Source organism: Vibrio sp. YQ_11, from assembly GCF_043103065.1.
Lineage (GTDB): Bacteria > Pseudomonadota > Gammaproteobacteria > Enterobacterales > Vibrionaceae > Vibrio > Vibrio parahaemolyticus.
On the sequence record NZ_JBICJM010000048.1, the window covers coordinates 26,162 to 40,383 of the forward strand.

Sequence of the window (14,222 nt, forward strand, 5' to 3'; positions counted from 1 at the left end):
GAGAGCGTATGAAAACCCAAGAGCAATGGATTGAGCTAAAAAACAATCTAAACATCGAAAACAGGGCGTACATTAACGGTGAATACAGTGCCGCTTTAACAGGGCAAACCATCCCGGTAGTTAACCCAGCAACAGACGAGATATTCACCGAAATCGCCCGTTGCCAAAGTGAAGATGTCGACCTCGCGGTATCATACGCTCGCCAAGCATTTCAATTTGGCATTTGGAGTGAAAGCAGCCCAGCTCATCGCAAAGCAGTGCTTAAACAGTTTGCTGACCTGATTGATCAACACCAAGAAGAGTTAGCACTATTAGAAACTCTCGATACTGGTAAACCTATCTCTCACAGCTTCTCTACCGATATTCCTGGCGCAGCAAACTCTTTGCGCTGGTACGCCGAAGCGATCGACAAAGTGTACGGTGAAGTTGCCCCAACAGAAAAAGACGTACATGCCTTTATTTCTCATCAGCCAATTGGCGTGGTGGCTGCAGTTGTGCCATGGAACTTCCCACTTTGGCTCGCGTGCTGGAAGCTTGGCCCTGCTTTAGCGGCTGGTAACAGCGTGATTCTAAAACCGTCAGAAAAATCTTCTCTCACCGCGATATTCCTAGGTCAACTTGCCTCTCAAGCGGGTTTGCCAACAGGCGTTTTCCAAGTCGTTACGGGTTTTGGTCATGAAGCTGGCGACGCGCTGGCGAAACACCAAGACGTAGACTGCATCGCCTTCACAGGCTCGACGCGCATTGCAGGTCAACTGATGGTCAGCTCGGGTGAGAGCAACCTAAAGCGTGTGTTTGCAGAAGCGGGTGGCAAGAACGCGAACATCGTGTTTGAAGATTGTGATGATTTAGACCGCGCAGCCGCAGAAACCGCTGCAGGGTGTTTCTACAATCAAGGTGAGGTGTGCGTCGCGGCAACCCGCCTGCTTGTTCACGAAAGCATCAAAGAACAGTTCATAGAAAAAGTTATTCAAGCGTCGAAAGCGTTCACGCCAAAAGACCCAATGGACCCAAGTTCATCCATGGGTGCGCTTATCGACCAAGATCATAAATCAAAAGTGTTGGAATACATCTCGTTAGGTGAATCAGAAGGTGCAAACGTACGTTGTGGCGGCGATGTTGATGGGCAGGGCGCATTTGTTTCCCCAACCATTTTAGACAACGTCGACAACAAAATGCGTGTCGCCCAAGAGGAAATTTTTGGTCCGGTGCTGTGTGTCATTCCATTCAAAGACGAAGCGCAAGCAATTGAGATCGCTAACGATTCGAAGTACGGCTTAGGTGCTGCACTTTGGAGTAGCAATATCAACCGTGTTCATCGCGTAGCAAAACGACTGCAAGCCGGCTCGGTTTGGGTCAACAACTACAACGAAGGTGATATGACGGTTCCATTTGGCGGATTCAAAATGAGTGGAAATGGTCGAGACAAGTCTCTCCACGCAATTGAAAAATTCACCGAAACCAAAACCACTTGGATTCGCCTCCATTCTTAAGCCTGCTGACGATTACGATAAATAAAGGAATAGTTCTATGAACAAGCATACAGATTCGTTCTACGCGCACTCTGTGCCAAACATGCCGGAATACCCACAACTGCAAGACAACATCGAGTGCGATGTGTGTGTAGTCGGTGCGGGATTCTCTGGTCTTTCTTCTGCACTACACCTAGCGGAAAAAGGTTTTAAAGTTGCTGTGTTAGAGAGCGCAAAAGTGGGCTTTGGAGCAACTGGTCGTAACGGTGGCCAAATCGTTAACAGCTACAGCCGAGATGTTGACGTGATTGAAAGCCGTTACGACCAAAACCAAGCTAAAGCTCTGTGCGATATGATTTTTGAAGGCGGCGATATCATCCGTGGCCTGATTGACAAATACGACATCAATTGCGATTACAAGCAAGGCGGCTTGTTCACGGCACTGAATAGTAAACAACTCAAAGGGCTAGAAGAACATAAGAAGAACTGGGAGCGCTACGGCAACGACCAATTGACTCTGCTTGACGCAGGAGAGGTAGAACAAGCGGTAGGCACGAAAGTGTACACTGGCGGTTTGCTGGATATGCGCGGTGGTCATATTCACCCGCTGAAACTGGCATTAGGTGAAGCCGCTGCGTTCATTTCTCTAGGTGGTCAAATCTTTGAGCAGTCGGCGGTCGTGTCGATTGATAAAGGCATTAACCCAGTAGTGAAAACAGCGCAAGGCAGCGTGAAGAGCAAGTACGTGGTACTGGCAGGTAACGCCTATCTTGGTGGTTTGGCACCAAACATCAGCAACAAAGCGATTCCGTGTGGCACGCAAGTGGTGGCGACGCAGCCTTTGAGTGATGAGCAGTTAAAACAAGTGCTAACCAGTGACTACTGCGTTGAAGACTGTAACTACTTGCTTGACTACTTCCGCTTAACCGCCGACAAGCGTTTATTGTTCGGAGGCGGTGTCGTTTACGGTGCTCGTGATCCAGAAAACGTAGAGTCGTTGATTCGTCCAAAACTAGAAAAAGTCTTCCCACAGTTGAAGGGCATTAAGATTGATTATGCGTGGACAGGTAACTTCCTGCTGACTTATTCACGTATGCCTCAGTTCGGCTCATTTGCAGACAACATTTACTACCTACAAGGCTACAGTGGCCACGGCGTTACGTGTACACACCTTGCAGGTAAGCTTCTAGCTGAAGCTTTAACCGGACACGCGGAACGCTTTGATGCGTTTGCAGCACTAAAACACTACTCCTTCCCGGGTGGCCGTCACTTCCAAATTCCATTTACAGCAATGGGTGCGGCTTACTACAACTTACGTGACAAACTAGCGATTTAAGAGATAAGGAATATCCAATGAGCAAAGTAGTTAAATTTGCAGCTCTTCAACTGACTAAGAGCTGGGACCTGGAAGAAAATCTAGCTAAAGCCAAAAAGGCGATTCGTAAAGCAGCACAAAACGGCGCGAACGTGATTCTTCCTCAAGAGCTGTTCGCCGCACCTTACTTCTGCAAAAAACAAGAAGCGAAGTATTTCGAACTCGCAGAAGAGACGGCAAATAGCCACCTTATTCAGGAAATGAGCGCATTGGCGAAAGAACTCGGTGTGGTTATTCCTGTTAGCTACTTTGAAAAAGCGGGCAACACGTTTTTTAACTCGCTAGTGATGATAGATGCCGATGGCACGGTACTAGATAACTACCGCAAGTCACACATTCCTGACGGTCCGGGCTACAGTGAAAAGTACTACTTTAGCCCTGGCGATACCGGTTTCAAAGTGTGGCAAACCAAGTTCGGTAAGTTCGGTGCTGGCATTTGCTGGGACCAATGGTTTCCGGAGCTTGCGCGCAGCTTGGCTCTGCACGGCGCGGAAGCGATTTTCTACCCAACTGCAATTGGTTCTGAGCCTCAAGATCCAACACTGGACTCGCGTGATCACTGGCAACGTACAATGCAAGGTCACTCGGCAGCAAACCTCGTTCCAGTGATTGCGTCAAACCGAGTGGGCACTGAAGTCGATGATGGTATCGAGACCACGTTCTACGGCTCTTCTTTTATCACTGACCACACTGGTGCAAAAATTGCCGAAGCACCGCGTGAAGGTGAAACCATCATTTACGCAGAAATCGACCTCGCTACGACAGCGAAAGCGCGTCACGCGTGGGGCTTGTTCCGCGACCGTCGTCCAGACCTTTACGCCAGCGTTGGTAAACTAGCTGTTTAAGGTGGCGTTAAAATGAAGTTATCGACAACACCAGCGCAAGATGGCTTCTATTTTCCGGCTGAATTTCAGCCGGTGAGTGAAGTTTGGTTAGCGTGGCCAGAAAGAAAAGATAACTGGCGTGACGGCGCATTACCCGCGCAAGAAACCTTCGCCAGAATCGCTAACTTAATCGCGGAAGTGACCAAAGTGTGCGTCGCGGTATGCTCACACAACTTTGACCGAGCGCGTCAAATGCTCCACTCAGATGTACGTTTGGTGGAAATCCCATTCAACGACGCGTGGATGCGAGACATCGGGCCAACTGTGCTTGTGAATCAGGCGGGTGAGCGCCGCGGGATTAGTTGGCAATTCAACGCGTGGGGCGGCGAATACAACGGGCTTTACGACAACTGGCAGCAGGACGATCTTGTCGCTGGTTCGGTGTGCGACATCATAGGTATTGATTATTACCGCGCTCCGTTTGTTCTTGAAGGTGGGGCGATTCACACCGATGGTGAAGGCACGCTTTACACTACAGAAGAGTGCTTACTCAGTCCGGGGCGAAATCCGCAATTGAGCAAAGCGCAAATCGAAGAGCAGTTAAAGGCGTATCTCGGCATCGAAAAAATCATTTGGTTGCCAAATGGTTTATTCAATGACGAAACAGACGGCCATGTTGACAACCTGATGCACGTTATCGCACCGGGTAAGGTGGTACTGAGTTGGACCGATGACCCAAGCGATCCGCAATACGCGTTGTCTCGTCAAGCAGAGCAAGTGCTGAAATCGCAGCAAGATGCGAAAGGACGCGAGATTGAAATTGTCCGTTTGCCATTACCGGGTCCGTTGCATTACAGCGAGTGCGAAGCCAATGGCATTGACGCCAGTTCAGGAATGAGCCGACAAGCTGGTGAACGCCTAAGTGCTTCTTATGCCAACTTTCTTATCGTCAACGGACATGTGTTCTTGCCGATGTTGGACGAAGAAACCGACGCCATTGCCATCGATATTTTGCAAAACGCGATGCCGGAATACCAAATCATCGCGATACCGTCGAGAGAGGTTCTACTCGGCGGAGGGAACATTCACTGCATTACGCAGCAGATCCCCGCTTAAACACAAGCTCACCGCTGACTCAGCGGTGATGATGAGTTGTCAAAAGGAATGACCATGCAACAGATACAAAACCAAAGCCTTGTTTCGTTTATGGTAGCGAACCCACAACAGGGCATTGCAGTGACTAATCCGGCGACCGGAGAGCTTCTCGGGTACGCACCTGTCTCAACCGAGAATGACATTTTAAATGGCATTGAACGTGCCAATGTGGCGCAGAAAGAGTGGGCGGCACTGCCAGCAAAAACGCGCGCTGGTATGCTCAATAGTTGGTTCCAACTTCTATTGGAAAACAAAGCCGACCTTGGCCGTTTGATGACGTTAGAACAAGGTAAGCCGCTAACAGAAGCTCAAGGTGAAGTGCTTTACGGCGCGAGCTTTATCGAATGGTTTGCTGAAGAAGCGAAACGTACCTACGGTGAGACGATTCCTGCGCCAAGTGCAGACAAGCGTTTGGTTACCATCAAACAGCCAATTGGTGTTGCCTGTGCGATTACGCCTTGGAACTTCCCAATTGCGATGATTACGCGCAAAGCAGGACCCGCTTTAGCCGCAGGTTGTAGCTTCGTCGTAAAACCATCTGAATCCACGCCGCTGTCTGCGTTTGCGGTTGCAGAACTCGCCTACCAAGCGGGTATCCCACGCGACGTACTGCAAGTGGTACTGGGTGAAAACTCACGTCAGGTAGGCGCTATCTTCACTTCGCATCCGTTGATTCGCAAGTTGTCTTTCACTGGCTCTACTCAGGTGGGTAGCGTGCTGATGCAACAAAGCGCGGCTGACATCAAACGTACCTCAATGGAGCTGGGTGGTAACGCGCCGTTTATCGTATTCGATGATGCGGATATTGATGCAGCGGTTGCGGGCGCGATGGCGTCGAAATTTCGTAACGCAGGTCAAACGTGTGTTTGCGCCAACCGTTTCTACGTACACAGCAAAGTGTATGACGAGTTCGTTGCTAAGTTCGACGCTGCGGTTCAGCAGCTCAAAGTCGGTAACGGCTTAGAAGAGGGCGTGAACATCGGTCCTGTGATCAGCGAATCGGCAAAGCAAGGCATTCAAGCGTTGATCGATGGTGCTATCGAGCAAGGCGCGAAGCCAGTTTCAGAACTTAAAAAGCTCGATGGCCTATTTATGCAGCCAGTGGTTCTCAAAGACGTTACTCACGACATGAAGATTGTTTCCGAGGAAATCTTTGGCCCTGTCGCGCCAGTGATTCGTTTTGACAGCGACGCACAGCTGATCGAAATGGCGAACGACACCATTTACGGTCTCGCGTCGTACTTCTACAGCCAAAACATCCACCGTGTTTGGAAAATCGCAGAAGCGCTCGAATACGGCATGGTCGGCATTAACGAAGGCATGATTTCTACTGAAGTTGCTCCTTTCGGTGGTGTTAAGCAGTCCGGCATCGGACGCGAAGGAGCAAAACAAGGTATCGATGAATACATGGACGTGAAATATCTCTGCTTTGGCGGCAACTAATTAAGGACAAAACAATGACAAACCAACAACTACACGAAAGAAGAAGCCAAGTTATCGCTCAAGGCATGGGCGCACTGTACCCACTTTACGTCGAGAAAGCAGAAAACGCTTACGTATGGGATATCGAAGGCAACAAATACATCGACTTTGCAGCGGGCATCGCGGTAACTAACACCGGGCATTCTCACAAACGTATCAGTGAAGCGGTAAAAGCTCAGTTGGACAACTTTTCGCACACGTGTGCGATGGTCACGCCGTATGCGTCATTCGTTGAGCTCGCTGAAAAGCTGACAGAACTTGCACCAGGTGAGACTAAGAAGAAAGCGATCTTTCTAACCACTGGCGCCGAGGCGGTCGAAAACGCCGTGAAAGTAGCGCGCGCTCATACTGGTCGTAGCGGCGTGATAGCATTTAAAGGCGGTTTTCACGGTCGTACAAATATGACGATGGGGTTAACCGGTAAAGTTGCGCCGTACAAAGCGGGTTTTGGTCCTTTCCCGAATGAAATTTACCACGCGCCGTACCCGAATGCGTTCCACGGCATCAGTGTGGAGCAAAGCTTACAAGCGATCGACGACCTATTTGCTTGTGATATCGAACCATCACGCGTTGCAGCGATCATCTTCGAACCAGTACAAGGTGAGGGTGGTTTCTACAAAGCGCCAGAGGAGTTTGCACAAGGCTTGCGTCAGCTGTGTGATAAGCACGGTATCATGCTGATTGCCGATGAAATCCAGACTGGTTTTGCCCGTACCGGTAAAATGTTTGCCACAGAGTACCTCGGCATCGAACCAGATCTAATGACAATGGCGAAAGGCATTGCTGGTGGTTTCCCAATCTCAGCGGTCGTGGGTAAAGCGGATGTGATGGACTCTGCACTGCCAGGTGGTTTAGGTGGTACTTACGCGGGGTCTCCACTCGGTTGTGTTGCCGGTCTTGAAGTGCTGAAAATCATCGAAGAAGAAGATTTGTGTGCCAAAGCGATGGGCATTGGTGAAGTGGTGAATGCACGCTTGACCAAGCTGCAGAAATCAGTGCCTGCCATTGGTGAAATTCGCACTACTGGCGCGATGATGGCAATTGAGTTTACGGATCCAGAATCAGGTAAGCCTTTGCAAGATATGACCAAAGCGGTCATCAGCAAAGCACAAGAAAACGGTCTTATTCTGCTTTCTTGTGGGGTAAAAGCGAACGTGATTCGCTTGTTGCCGCCGCTAACCATTGAGCCTGAAGTGCTTAGTGAAGGTTTAGATAAGTTGGAAAAAGTGATTCTTGAAGTGGCGTAATTCACGCGCTTTTAATTAGCAATCACAAGTAAAGGAAGCGGTTGACACCAATCGTTTCCTTTTTGTTTTTGGAAAATCGTCTTTCGCTTGTCTAAACGTCCTGTTTAAGTTGTAAGCGGAATCGATAAAAAAGTGTGTATCGACTCGAAAAACGCTTGCGATTCCAAGAATATCGGGTGAATTGGTAACTCGAAAAAATTACATTTGAATCAATGGTCTATGCAGTACCAATAGTAACTTACCACTCACCATTAAGGACTCAAATGAAACGTTCACTACTTGGATTAACCATGATTGCCTCTTTCAGCTGTTTGGCTGAGGGCGCTTTGGATCTCACCACGCTTTCAAACAATAATACCGACAACCTCGTATGGGTTGGACATTTGAGCCCAGACACCGATAGTGCCGTTTCCGTTATCCTTGCGTCACACATCTACGGCGGAGAAGCAGCGCTAACTGGCGAAGCGAACCCAGAAAGTAAGTTTGTGTTTGAATTTTGTGGCATGGACGCGCCAAAAGTGAAGGCGGATTTCTCTTCTCACCACATTGGTTTGGTGGATTTCAACCAATCGACTCAACTTGCAAAATCGGTTGATCCAACTTCCATCGTGGCAATCATCGACCACCACGCGATGGGCAGTTCGCCAATCAGCATGCCGCAAATCGTCACGATGGATATTCGTGCTTGGGGTTCTGCGGCAACAATTCTTACGGCAAATGCCGAGAAGTTAAACGTTAAACTGCCAAAGAATATTGCGTGTGCAGGTTTAGGGGCTATTTTGTCGGACACGGTTGTGTTCCAATCTTCGACTACCACTGAATATGATAAACAGTACGCGCAAAAGCTGGCGGACATTGCAGGAATCAAAGACATCAAAGGTTTTGGTGAACAAATGTTGTTGGCGAAATCGGATCTGAGCCATTTCTCAGCAGAGACGATTTTGACGATGGACTACAAAAACTTTGAATTTGCAGGTAAAAAGGTAGGCATCGGCGTAGCAGAAACGCTCAATGCGCAGCAGTTGATTGACCGCAAACAGGACTTCAACGAAGCCATTCAAGCGTATAAGAAAGCTCAGAATCTTGATTACTTGTTCTTCTCGATCACAGATACCAAGCACAAACGTGCAAACATGCTTTGGGCGGATGACGCAGATAAGAAAGTGCTATCAAAAGCTTTTGATGTGAAAATCGACAATGACATGTTGGTATTGGATGGCGTGACGTCTCGCAAGCGTCAAATTGGTCCTGCAATTCAACAAGCGATTGAATCACTCTAGTGACTAAGCCACACTGAAAATAATGAAAAAACCACCGTTAAAGGTGGTTTTTTCGTTTTTGGCAAGACAGAGTCGGAAATTTAGATTCCATGCAAAAGATCAGAAGAAAACAGTCTCCCGCTTGCAATAAGCCATTGCGTATATAATAAAGGTCAATTGCTATCATTATTAGCTCACAATCTCATGCGAGAGAGTTGTAAAAGCCAATGTGCAGCAGTAGTCTCAGCAAATAATTGCCGCTCAATCACTTATTCTTTGCGATTGAGAGTCCATCCCCACTTTTCCACTTATTAAAGTGAGATAGTGAACCTGCTTACTGAAAATTGTTCGTGGCAGAACATTAGGAGGAGTTTTGGCTAATAAGACAATAAGAAATGCCATCTTAATAGGGTTAGTCCCCATCATTATTTTTGCTGTCGCTTTTAATGCTTTATCAAATTTATATGTTGGGCATATCAAAGAGGCAAAAATCGAAACGTTGGTTGAATACTTAAATCAAAGATCCACGTTTTTAGAGAGTGCCATTACCAAACAGATCGCCCAGCTCGATTTTAACTGCCAATCTGATGATATGAAAGTGCTGCGTGATCCTCGTTACTACAACCGCTACATTCGGTTTATTGGCATGACCACGGAAGATGGCGACTCGTGTTCAAGCGTAGGGATGCCTGTCTCCAAAGTTACGTCATCCGAACGGGTTCAATTAGATACCAACTTCTATATTTCCTTGATTCTACCGGAACACAAAGACCAAGCAGAATGGATGGTGATTTATGACAATCAGCACGTTGAGGTGTTTTGGGTTCTCGATAACAGTTGGGTAAAACAGCTTATTGCTGAGCCGTGTGAAGAGTGCTTATTCGTAAAATTTGAATATCACGAACCTATGTTTGGTGACCTTTCAATCAGTCGCGGCATGCCAAACATTATTGATGAAGACAATGCGCTATCGAGCGAGTTTTTCTTCTCTGACGAATCTCAGGCCAACATGCTCATCAAGATTTACAGTGGTGAAGCCTTGGCTGCATACGCGAATCAGCGTCTTTTCGTGTGGGGTGTGCCTGCTACTTTGATTCTTGGGATTGTGTTTGCGCTGTTTTATATCTCAAGTAAAAGCCTAAGAAAGTCTATCAAAGGGCTGATTCAAAACGGCATCAATAACGGCGAATTTATCCCTTACTATCAAGCTATTGTGGATAGCAGAGATGGCCAAACTGTAGGTTATGAAGCGTTGGTGCGTTGGTCAAGACGCGATGGTTTGGTGCCACCTAATATGTTTATTGGCGCCGCAGAAGAGAGCGGATTGATTGTTCCGATGACAAACCAGATGATTCGCAAAATCATCCAAGATCTTGAGTCACTGCCTGAGTCGATTTGGGTGAGTGTCAATATTGTCTCTTCTCACTTAGAAACCGGTTCGTTAACCAAACTGTTGGCAGATTTGAATTGGCCGTGTGCAAACCGAATTCATTTTGAGCTAACAGAAAGAATTCCGGTTAAAGACGTAGAAGCCGCGAAAAAAGAGATTTTCTACCTCACCAACAAAGGTTACAAGTTCAAAATTGATGACTTTGGAACAGGTTATGGTGGCTTTTCTTACTTGCAGGACTTGGGTATTCGCTGCTTGAAAGTGGACAAAATGTTCGTTGATCCAATTGGCTCAGACGACCAAAAACTCAAAGTGTTGGATTCTATTGTGTCTGCGGCGATGAAAGCGGAATGTGAAATGATTGCTGAAGGTGTAGAAAACAGAAAACAGATTGAGTATTTGGCTACGCACAATATCTATTTGATTCAAGGCTATGTGTACGCAAAACCAGAGCCAATCGAGAATATTGCTGAATCGAATCCGGAGGCGTAACTTCTGTTCGTTGATTTTAAAGGTGTCCAATGTGGCACCTTTTTTTCTTGCCTATTGTTTACCAGAAAATAGGGAAGTCATTAGAGTTGACTCCCAACTTTAAATCGAAAACTTGAGCTGATTTTTATATCACGATGAGACGATTTTGATATTTGGCATATTGTCGAATTGAGCACTTCCCATTACATTTTTTTGCCATCTCATAGATGGTCGTCGAAGTAAATAAACAGAATGTAATTTCTAAATTTATGTATTGTGAGAATCACGATGAGTGAACATGAGTTCGTGTGCTCGTTTGACGAGCAATTAGCGATGGCCAAAAGTGAATTAATTTCAGCAATTACCCGTTATCGAGAAAACATCTTGATGAGAGATACTAAAAACAGAGCTGAGTTGGAGGTTGAATTAGAGAAAAAGTTTCATACATACGAAGCGCTAACCAGTCAGCGGTATTGCTGAGTTGTTTGTATTCATAATTTGAATTTTTAATGTTGTCTAATAATAAAAGTTTGAATGTTTGACTCTATGATAAGCAAAAATACTTTTAATAAGATCGCAATGCTATTACTCGTCACGAGTTTGTTTGGTTGTAATAGCGACAGTGGAAGCAGCACTAGCCAACCACCAATGAGCTTGCCAGAAGAAGTATTACCTGACGAGCCAGAAATTGAAGCGCCAATACCGGAACTGCCAGTGCCTGAGTTTCCTGATATTTCCAAACCGGAAGTTCCTGAAACGCCAGAGGTGACGCCGCCGGAGCCTTCTGATCCCGTTATTCCAGAGCCGCCAGTACCAGACAAAGTGGTGTCTCGTATTGCACTAAACCAAAGCCGTGTGTCGCTTGCAGAGGGTGAGCTGGCGCAGGTGAAAGTCATCGGCTTTTATAACAATGGCACTCAAGACGACCTTACATCACAAGTTGTTTGGAACGTTGAAAATGCTGACATTGTTAACATCGACGAACGCGGTGTGATTACAGCGCTTAAAACGGGTGTTTCGGTCATTCGCGCAGACCTAGATGAGTTCAGTAGCGAAATGACCGTACAGGTTGTGGACGCGAAGTTGACCAACATTTACTTCGATCTGCCACATAAGGCGATTGCCAAAGGGCTAAGCTTTCAAGCGAAAGCTTACGGTGAATATACTGACAAACAAACCCGTGATATTAGCCATCTCGTAGAGTGGGATTCCACAGATTGTAGCGTTGTCATGCCAGGCACAAATGGTATTTTCACCGCACAAGATGAGGGTGACGCGGATATCTATGCCGAACTTGATGGCTTAACCAGTACGCATGGTTCTATTACTGTCACGCCTGCGGTATTAGTGAGTATGGACATTTCGTCAACCGCACTGGAAATGCCGTTGGGCACACATAAGACTTTGGTGGTCATGGGAACGTTGAGCGATGGTGAACAAGTCGACCTCACCCGAGGTATCACTTGGCACGTCGATAACGATGTGGTTGAGATTGTCGACAACGTTGTGAAAGCCAAACATAAAGGAACAGCGTTGGTGACGGCTGCGTCAGATGGTGTGCAAAGCGAGCCAATACAAGTGCAGGTAACCGATGCAATCCTAACAAATATTGAAGTGACAACGAATGCGTCGAGCGTGGCAAAAGGCAACTCGACCCTGCTGTCTGCACAAGGAGTCTATAGCGATGAAAGCCGCGTTGAGTTGACCGAACAGGTTGCTTGGTGGGTTGATAATCAAGATGTCCTACAACTAGAAGGCGATCGCGTTAAAGGTCTTGCGGTAGGGCAGGCAATGGTTTACGCCACCAAAGATGCGATCACCAGTGCACCATTGCAAATTCAAGTAACGAATGCGGTGTTAGAAAAAATCCATGTTCATCCTAGTGAAATCACTCTAGAGGAAAAGAACGTCCAGCGATTTTATGCCTACGGTGAATATAGCGATGAAACCACTCAGGATGTAACGCATCGAGTGACATGGCGAAGCAGTAATAAAGCGGTTTTAGATTTGATTGCTGGTGGACTCTCAAATAGTGCTCAGCTTGGTTCGGTCACCATTTCAGCTTCCTTTGGGGAATTAAAAGGCACCTCTGAGGTCAAGGTTGTTGAGGCGGAAGAAAAAGAGTCTGCCATCTCTATTTGCCCACAGCCTCGTTCAGGAGAAGGAAGCGCGGAAGCGTGTTTGATGGTAGCGAGTGATGAAGATGGTCGCCTATTTACCGCACCACCATCAGTGAAGCTCATGAACAAACTAGGCTATGAGCTTGTTAAACCTTTGAGCTACGACGCGACAAAACCGAAAACTTACGTTGGCATCAAAACGGAAGACGGTACACGCGGCCCTGTGGGTGACTTTGCGATGTTCAACCAATACGGACGTGATCGCGCAGGCTTAACCAGCCAATACGCAAACTGGTGTCATGATTTGTCTGTAAGAAACTTTGCTGGCCGTGACAACTGGCACCGTGCCACACGCAATGAGTTGTTTAGCTTGTATCGTGCATCACGAGGCAGTGTTTGGGACGGGACTGAAAGCATCTATGAAGAAGACAAAGATGGCGGAGGTTTTGGTTGGCCAGCGAATTCGGAGTATTGGTCTACTTCGCTAATGGATTTACCGCATCATGAGGGTGTCGTGTATGACATCATTAACCTGCATCGAGGTCGAGCGCAGTTGGTGATGGATGCTCGAGACCCGGCTTATGCTTCCTGCGTGTCTGACGCGCCTGGCGTTCCTCTTAAGTAGTTGAAAGTTAGTGAAAGTAAGTGAATAGGCTCCTTCGGGAGCTTATTTTTTATCTCATTAGCATTGCTTGACTTCACTTATTAGCCGCGTAGCATCGATGTACGTCAATATTATGTGCAAAGGAAGGCCATATGACCGTCAAGGTATTTTGGAAAAACCCTTACCAAACAGAACTCACCTCCACGGTAACTCGAATTTCGGACAACGAAGTAGAGTTATCCCACACTATTTTTTATGCTGAATCCGGCGGACAAGAGAGCGATGCAGGTACGATCGACGGGATTCGTGTCGTCGGTGCAATTAAGTCTGGCTCACGCATTGTTTACACTCTAGAACGTCAACCCACGTTTCGAGTTGGCGATCAAGTGATCACTCAAATTGACTGGCAAAGGCGTTATGCGTTGATGAAGCTCCACTTTGCGGCGGAAGTCATACTTGAACTGTTCACGCAAAAATTTGCAAACATTCAGAAGGTTGGTGCACATATCTCCGCAGATAAAAGCAGAATTGATTTTGAATGGCCTGAAAGCATCACGCCACTGCTAGCGGAGTTTCAACAACAAGCTCAGGCAGTTATCGATTCGAACGCTGAGATTGAGAGCGCATTCTCTGACGAAGGCCAAGAAAGGCGCTATTGGAAAGTGGAAGGCTTCGCTCAAGTGCCTTGCGGTGGTACGCATCTTAAACGCACCTCTGAAGTTGGCTGCATTGCCTTAAAACGTAAAAACGTTGGTAAAGGAAAAGAAAGAGTCGAAATTACTCTGGTTAGCTAACCGATTTCAGCGTTCAGTATTTCTGAACG

Annotated in this window: 10 protein-coding genes; all 10 read left to right on the plus strand. The window is 47.0% G+C overall.

Features of this window, described 5'->3' with window-relative positions; translation table 11 throughout:
- Positions 1–8: 8 nt before the first annotated feature.
- The 10 genes from ACF8EG_RS18575 to ACF8EG_RS18620 all read left to right on the plus strand — a co-directional run bounded on the left by ACF8EG_RS18575 (position 9) and on the right by ACF8EG_RS18620 (position 14,193).
- A complete protein-coding gene (locus ACF8EG_RS18575; protein WP_069506896.1) occupies positions 9–1,493 on the plus strand; it encodes an aldehyde dehydrogenase in 1,485 nt (494 codons plus the stop codon).
- Between the two features lie 37 nt (positions 1,494–1,530).
- The gene (locus ACF8EG_RS18580) at positions 1,531–2,808 is read left to right on the plus strand and encodes an FAD-binding oxidoreductase (protein WP_069506898.1); all 1,278 of its coding nucleotides are present in this window, start codon (positions 1,531–1,533) and stop codon (positions 2,806–2,808) included.
- A 17-nt stretch (positions 2,809–2,825) separates the two neighbouring features.
- Positions 2,826–3,692, plus strand: coding sequence for an N-carbamoylputrescine amidase (gene aguB / locus ACF8EG_RS18585; RefSeq protein ID WP_045607673.1), 867 nt, complete (start codon positions 2,826–2,828; stop codon positions 3,690–3,692).
- Between the two features lie 12 nt (positions 3,693–3,704).
- On the plus strand, positions 3,705–4,787 hold the full coding sequence (gene aguA / locus ACF8EG_RS18590; RefSeq protein ID WP_069506900.1) for an agmatine deiminase: 1,083 nt from the start codon (positions 3,705–3,707) through the stop codon (positions 4,785–4,787).
- A gap of 54 nt (positions 4,788–4,841) precedes the next feature.
- Positions 4,842–6,269, plus strand: coding sequence for an NAD-dependent succinate-semialdehyde dehydrogenase (locus ACF8EG_RS18595; RefSeq protein ID WP_065764933.1), 1,428 nt, complete (start codon positions 4,842–4,844; stop codon positions 6,267–6,269).
- Positions 6,270–6,283: 14 nt separating this feature from the next.
- Positions 6,284–7,555 carry a 4-aminobutyrate--2-oxoglutarate transaminase gene (gene gabT / locus ACF8EG_RS18600; protein WP_065764932.1) on the plus strand — a complete coding sequence of 424 codons (1,272 nt, stop codon included), beginning with the start codon at positions 6,284–6,286 and terminating at the stop codon, positions 7,553–7,555.
- Positions 7,556–7,818: 263 nt separating this feature from the next.
- Positions 7,819–8,835 (plus strand): manganese-dependent inorganic pyrophosphatase, encoded by a 1,017-nt coding sequence (locus tag ACF8EG_RS18605; RefSeq protein ID WP_005477846.1) that lies wholly within the window; start codon positions 7,819–7,821, stop codon positions 8,833–8,835.
- Between the two features lie 352 nt (positions 8,836–9,187).
- Positions 9,188–10,696, plus strand: a complete 1,509-nt coding sequence (locus tag ACF8EG_RS18610; protein ID WP_065764931.1) for an EAL domain-containing protein — start codon at positions 9,188–9,190, stop codon at positions 10,694–10,696.
- Between the two features lie 558 nt (positions 10,697–11,254).
- A complete protein-coding gene (locus tag ACF8EG_RS18615; protein WP_242536711.1) occupies positions 11,255–13,420 on the plus strand; it encodes an Ig-like domain-containing protein in 2,166 nt (721 codons plus the stop codon).
- A gap of 131 nt (positions 13,421–13,551) precedes the next feature.
- Positions 13,552–14,193, plus strand: a complete 642-nt coding sequence (locus ACF8EG_RS18620; protein WP_069506906.1) for an alanyl-tRNA editing protein — start codon at positions 13,552–13,554, stop codon at positions 14,191–14,193.
- The last annotated feature ends 29 nt before the right edge of the window (positions 14,194–14,222 follow it).

What these genes read in the sequence shown, in the direction of transcription:
- gabT (WP_065764932.1), top strand. Translation starts at nt 6,284, where the DNA reads ATGACAAACCAACAACTACACGAAAGAAGAAGCCAAGTTATCGCTCAA.
- ACF8EG_RS18605 (WP_005477846.1), top strand. Translation starts at nt 7,819, where the DNA reads ATGAAACGTTCACTACTTGGATTAACCATGATTGCCTCTTTCAGCTGT.
- ACF8EG_RS18615 (WP_242536711.1), top strand. Translation starts at nt 11,255, where the DNA reads ATGCTATTACTCGTCACGAGTTTGTTTGGTTGTAATAGCGACAGTGGA.
- ACF8EG_RS18620 (WP_069506906.1), top strand. Translation starts at nt 13,552, where the DNA reads ATGACCGTCAAGGTATTTTGGAAAAACCCTTACCAAACAGAACTCACC.
- ACF8EG_RS18595 (WP_065764933.1), top strand. Translation starts at nt 4,842, where the DNA reads ATGCAACAGATACAAAACCAAAGCCTTGTTTCGTTTATGGTAGCGAAC.
- ACF8EG_RS18575 (WP_069506896.1), top strand. Translation starts at nt 9, where the DNA reads ATGAAAACCCAAGAGCAATGGATTGAGCTAAAAAACAATCTAAACATC.
- ACF8EG_RS18580 (WP_069506898.1), top strand. Translation starts at nt 1,531, where the DNA reads ATGAACAAGCATACAGATTCGTTCTACGCGCACTCTGTGCCAAACATG.
- aguA (WP_069506900.1), top strand. Translation starts at nt 3,705, where the DNA reads ATGAAGTTATCGACAACACCAGCGCAAGATGGCTTCTATTTTCCGGCT.
- aguB (WP_045607673.1), top strand. Translation starts at nt 2,826, where the DNA reads ATGAGCAAAGTAGTTAAATTTGCAGCTCTTCAACTGACTAAGAGCTGG.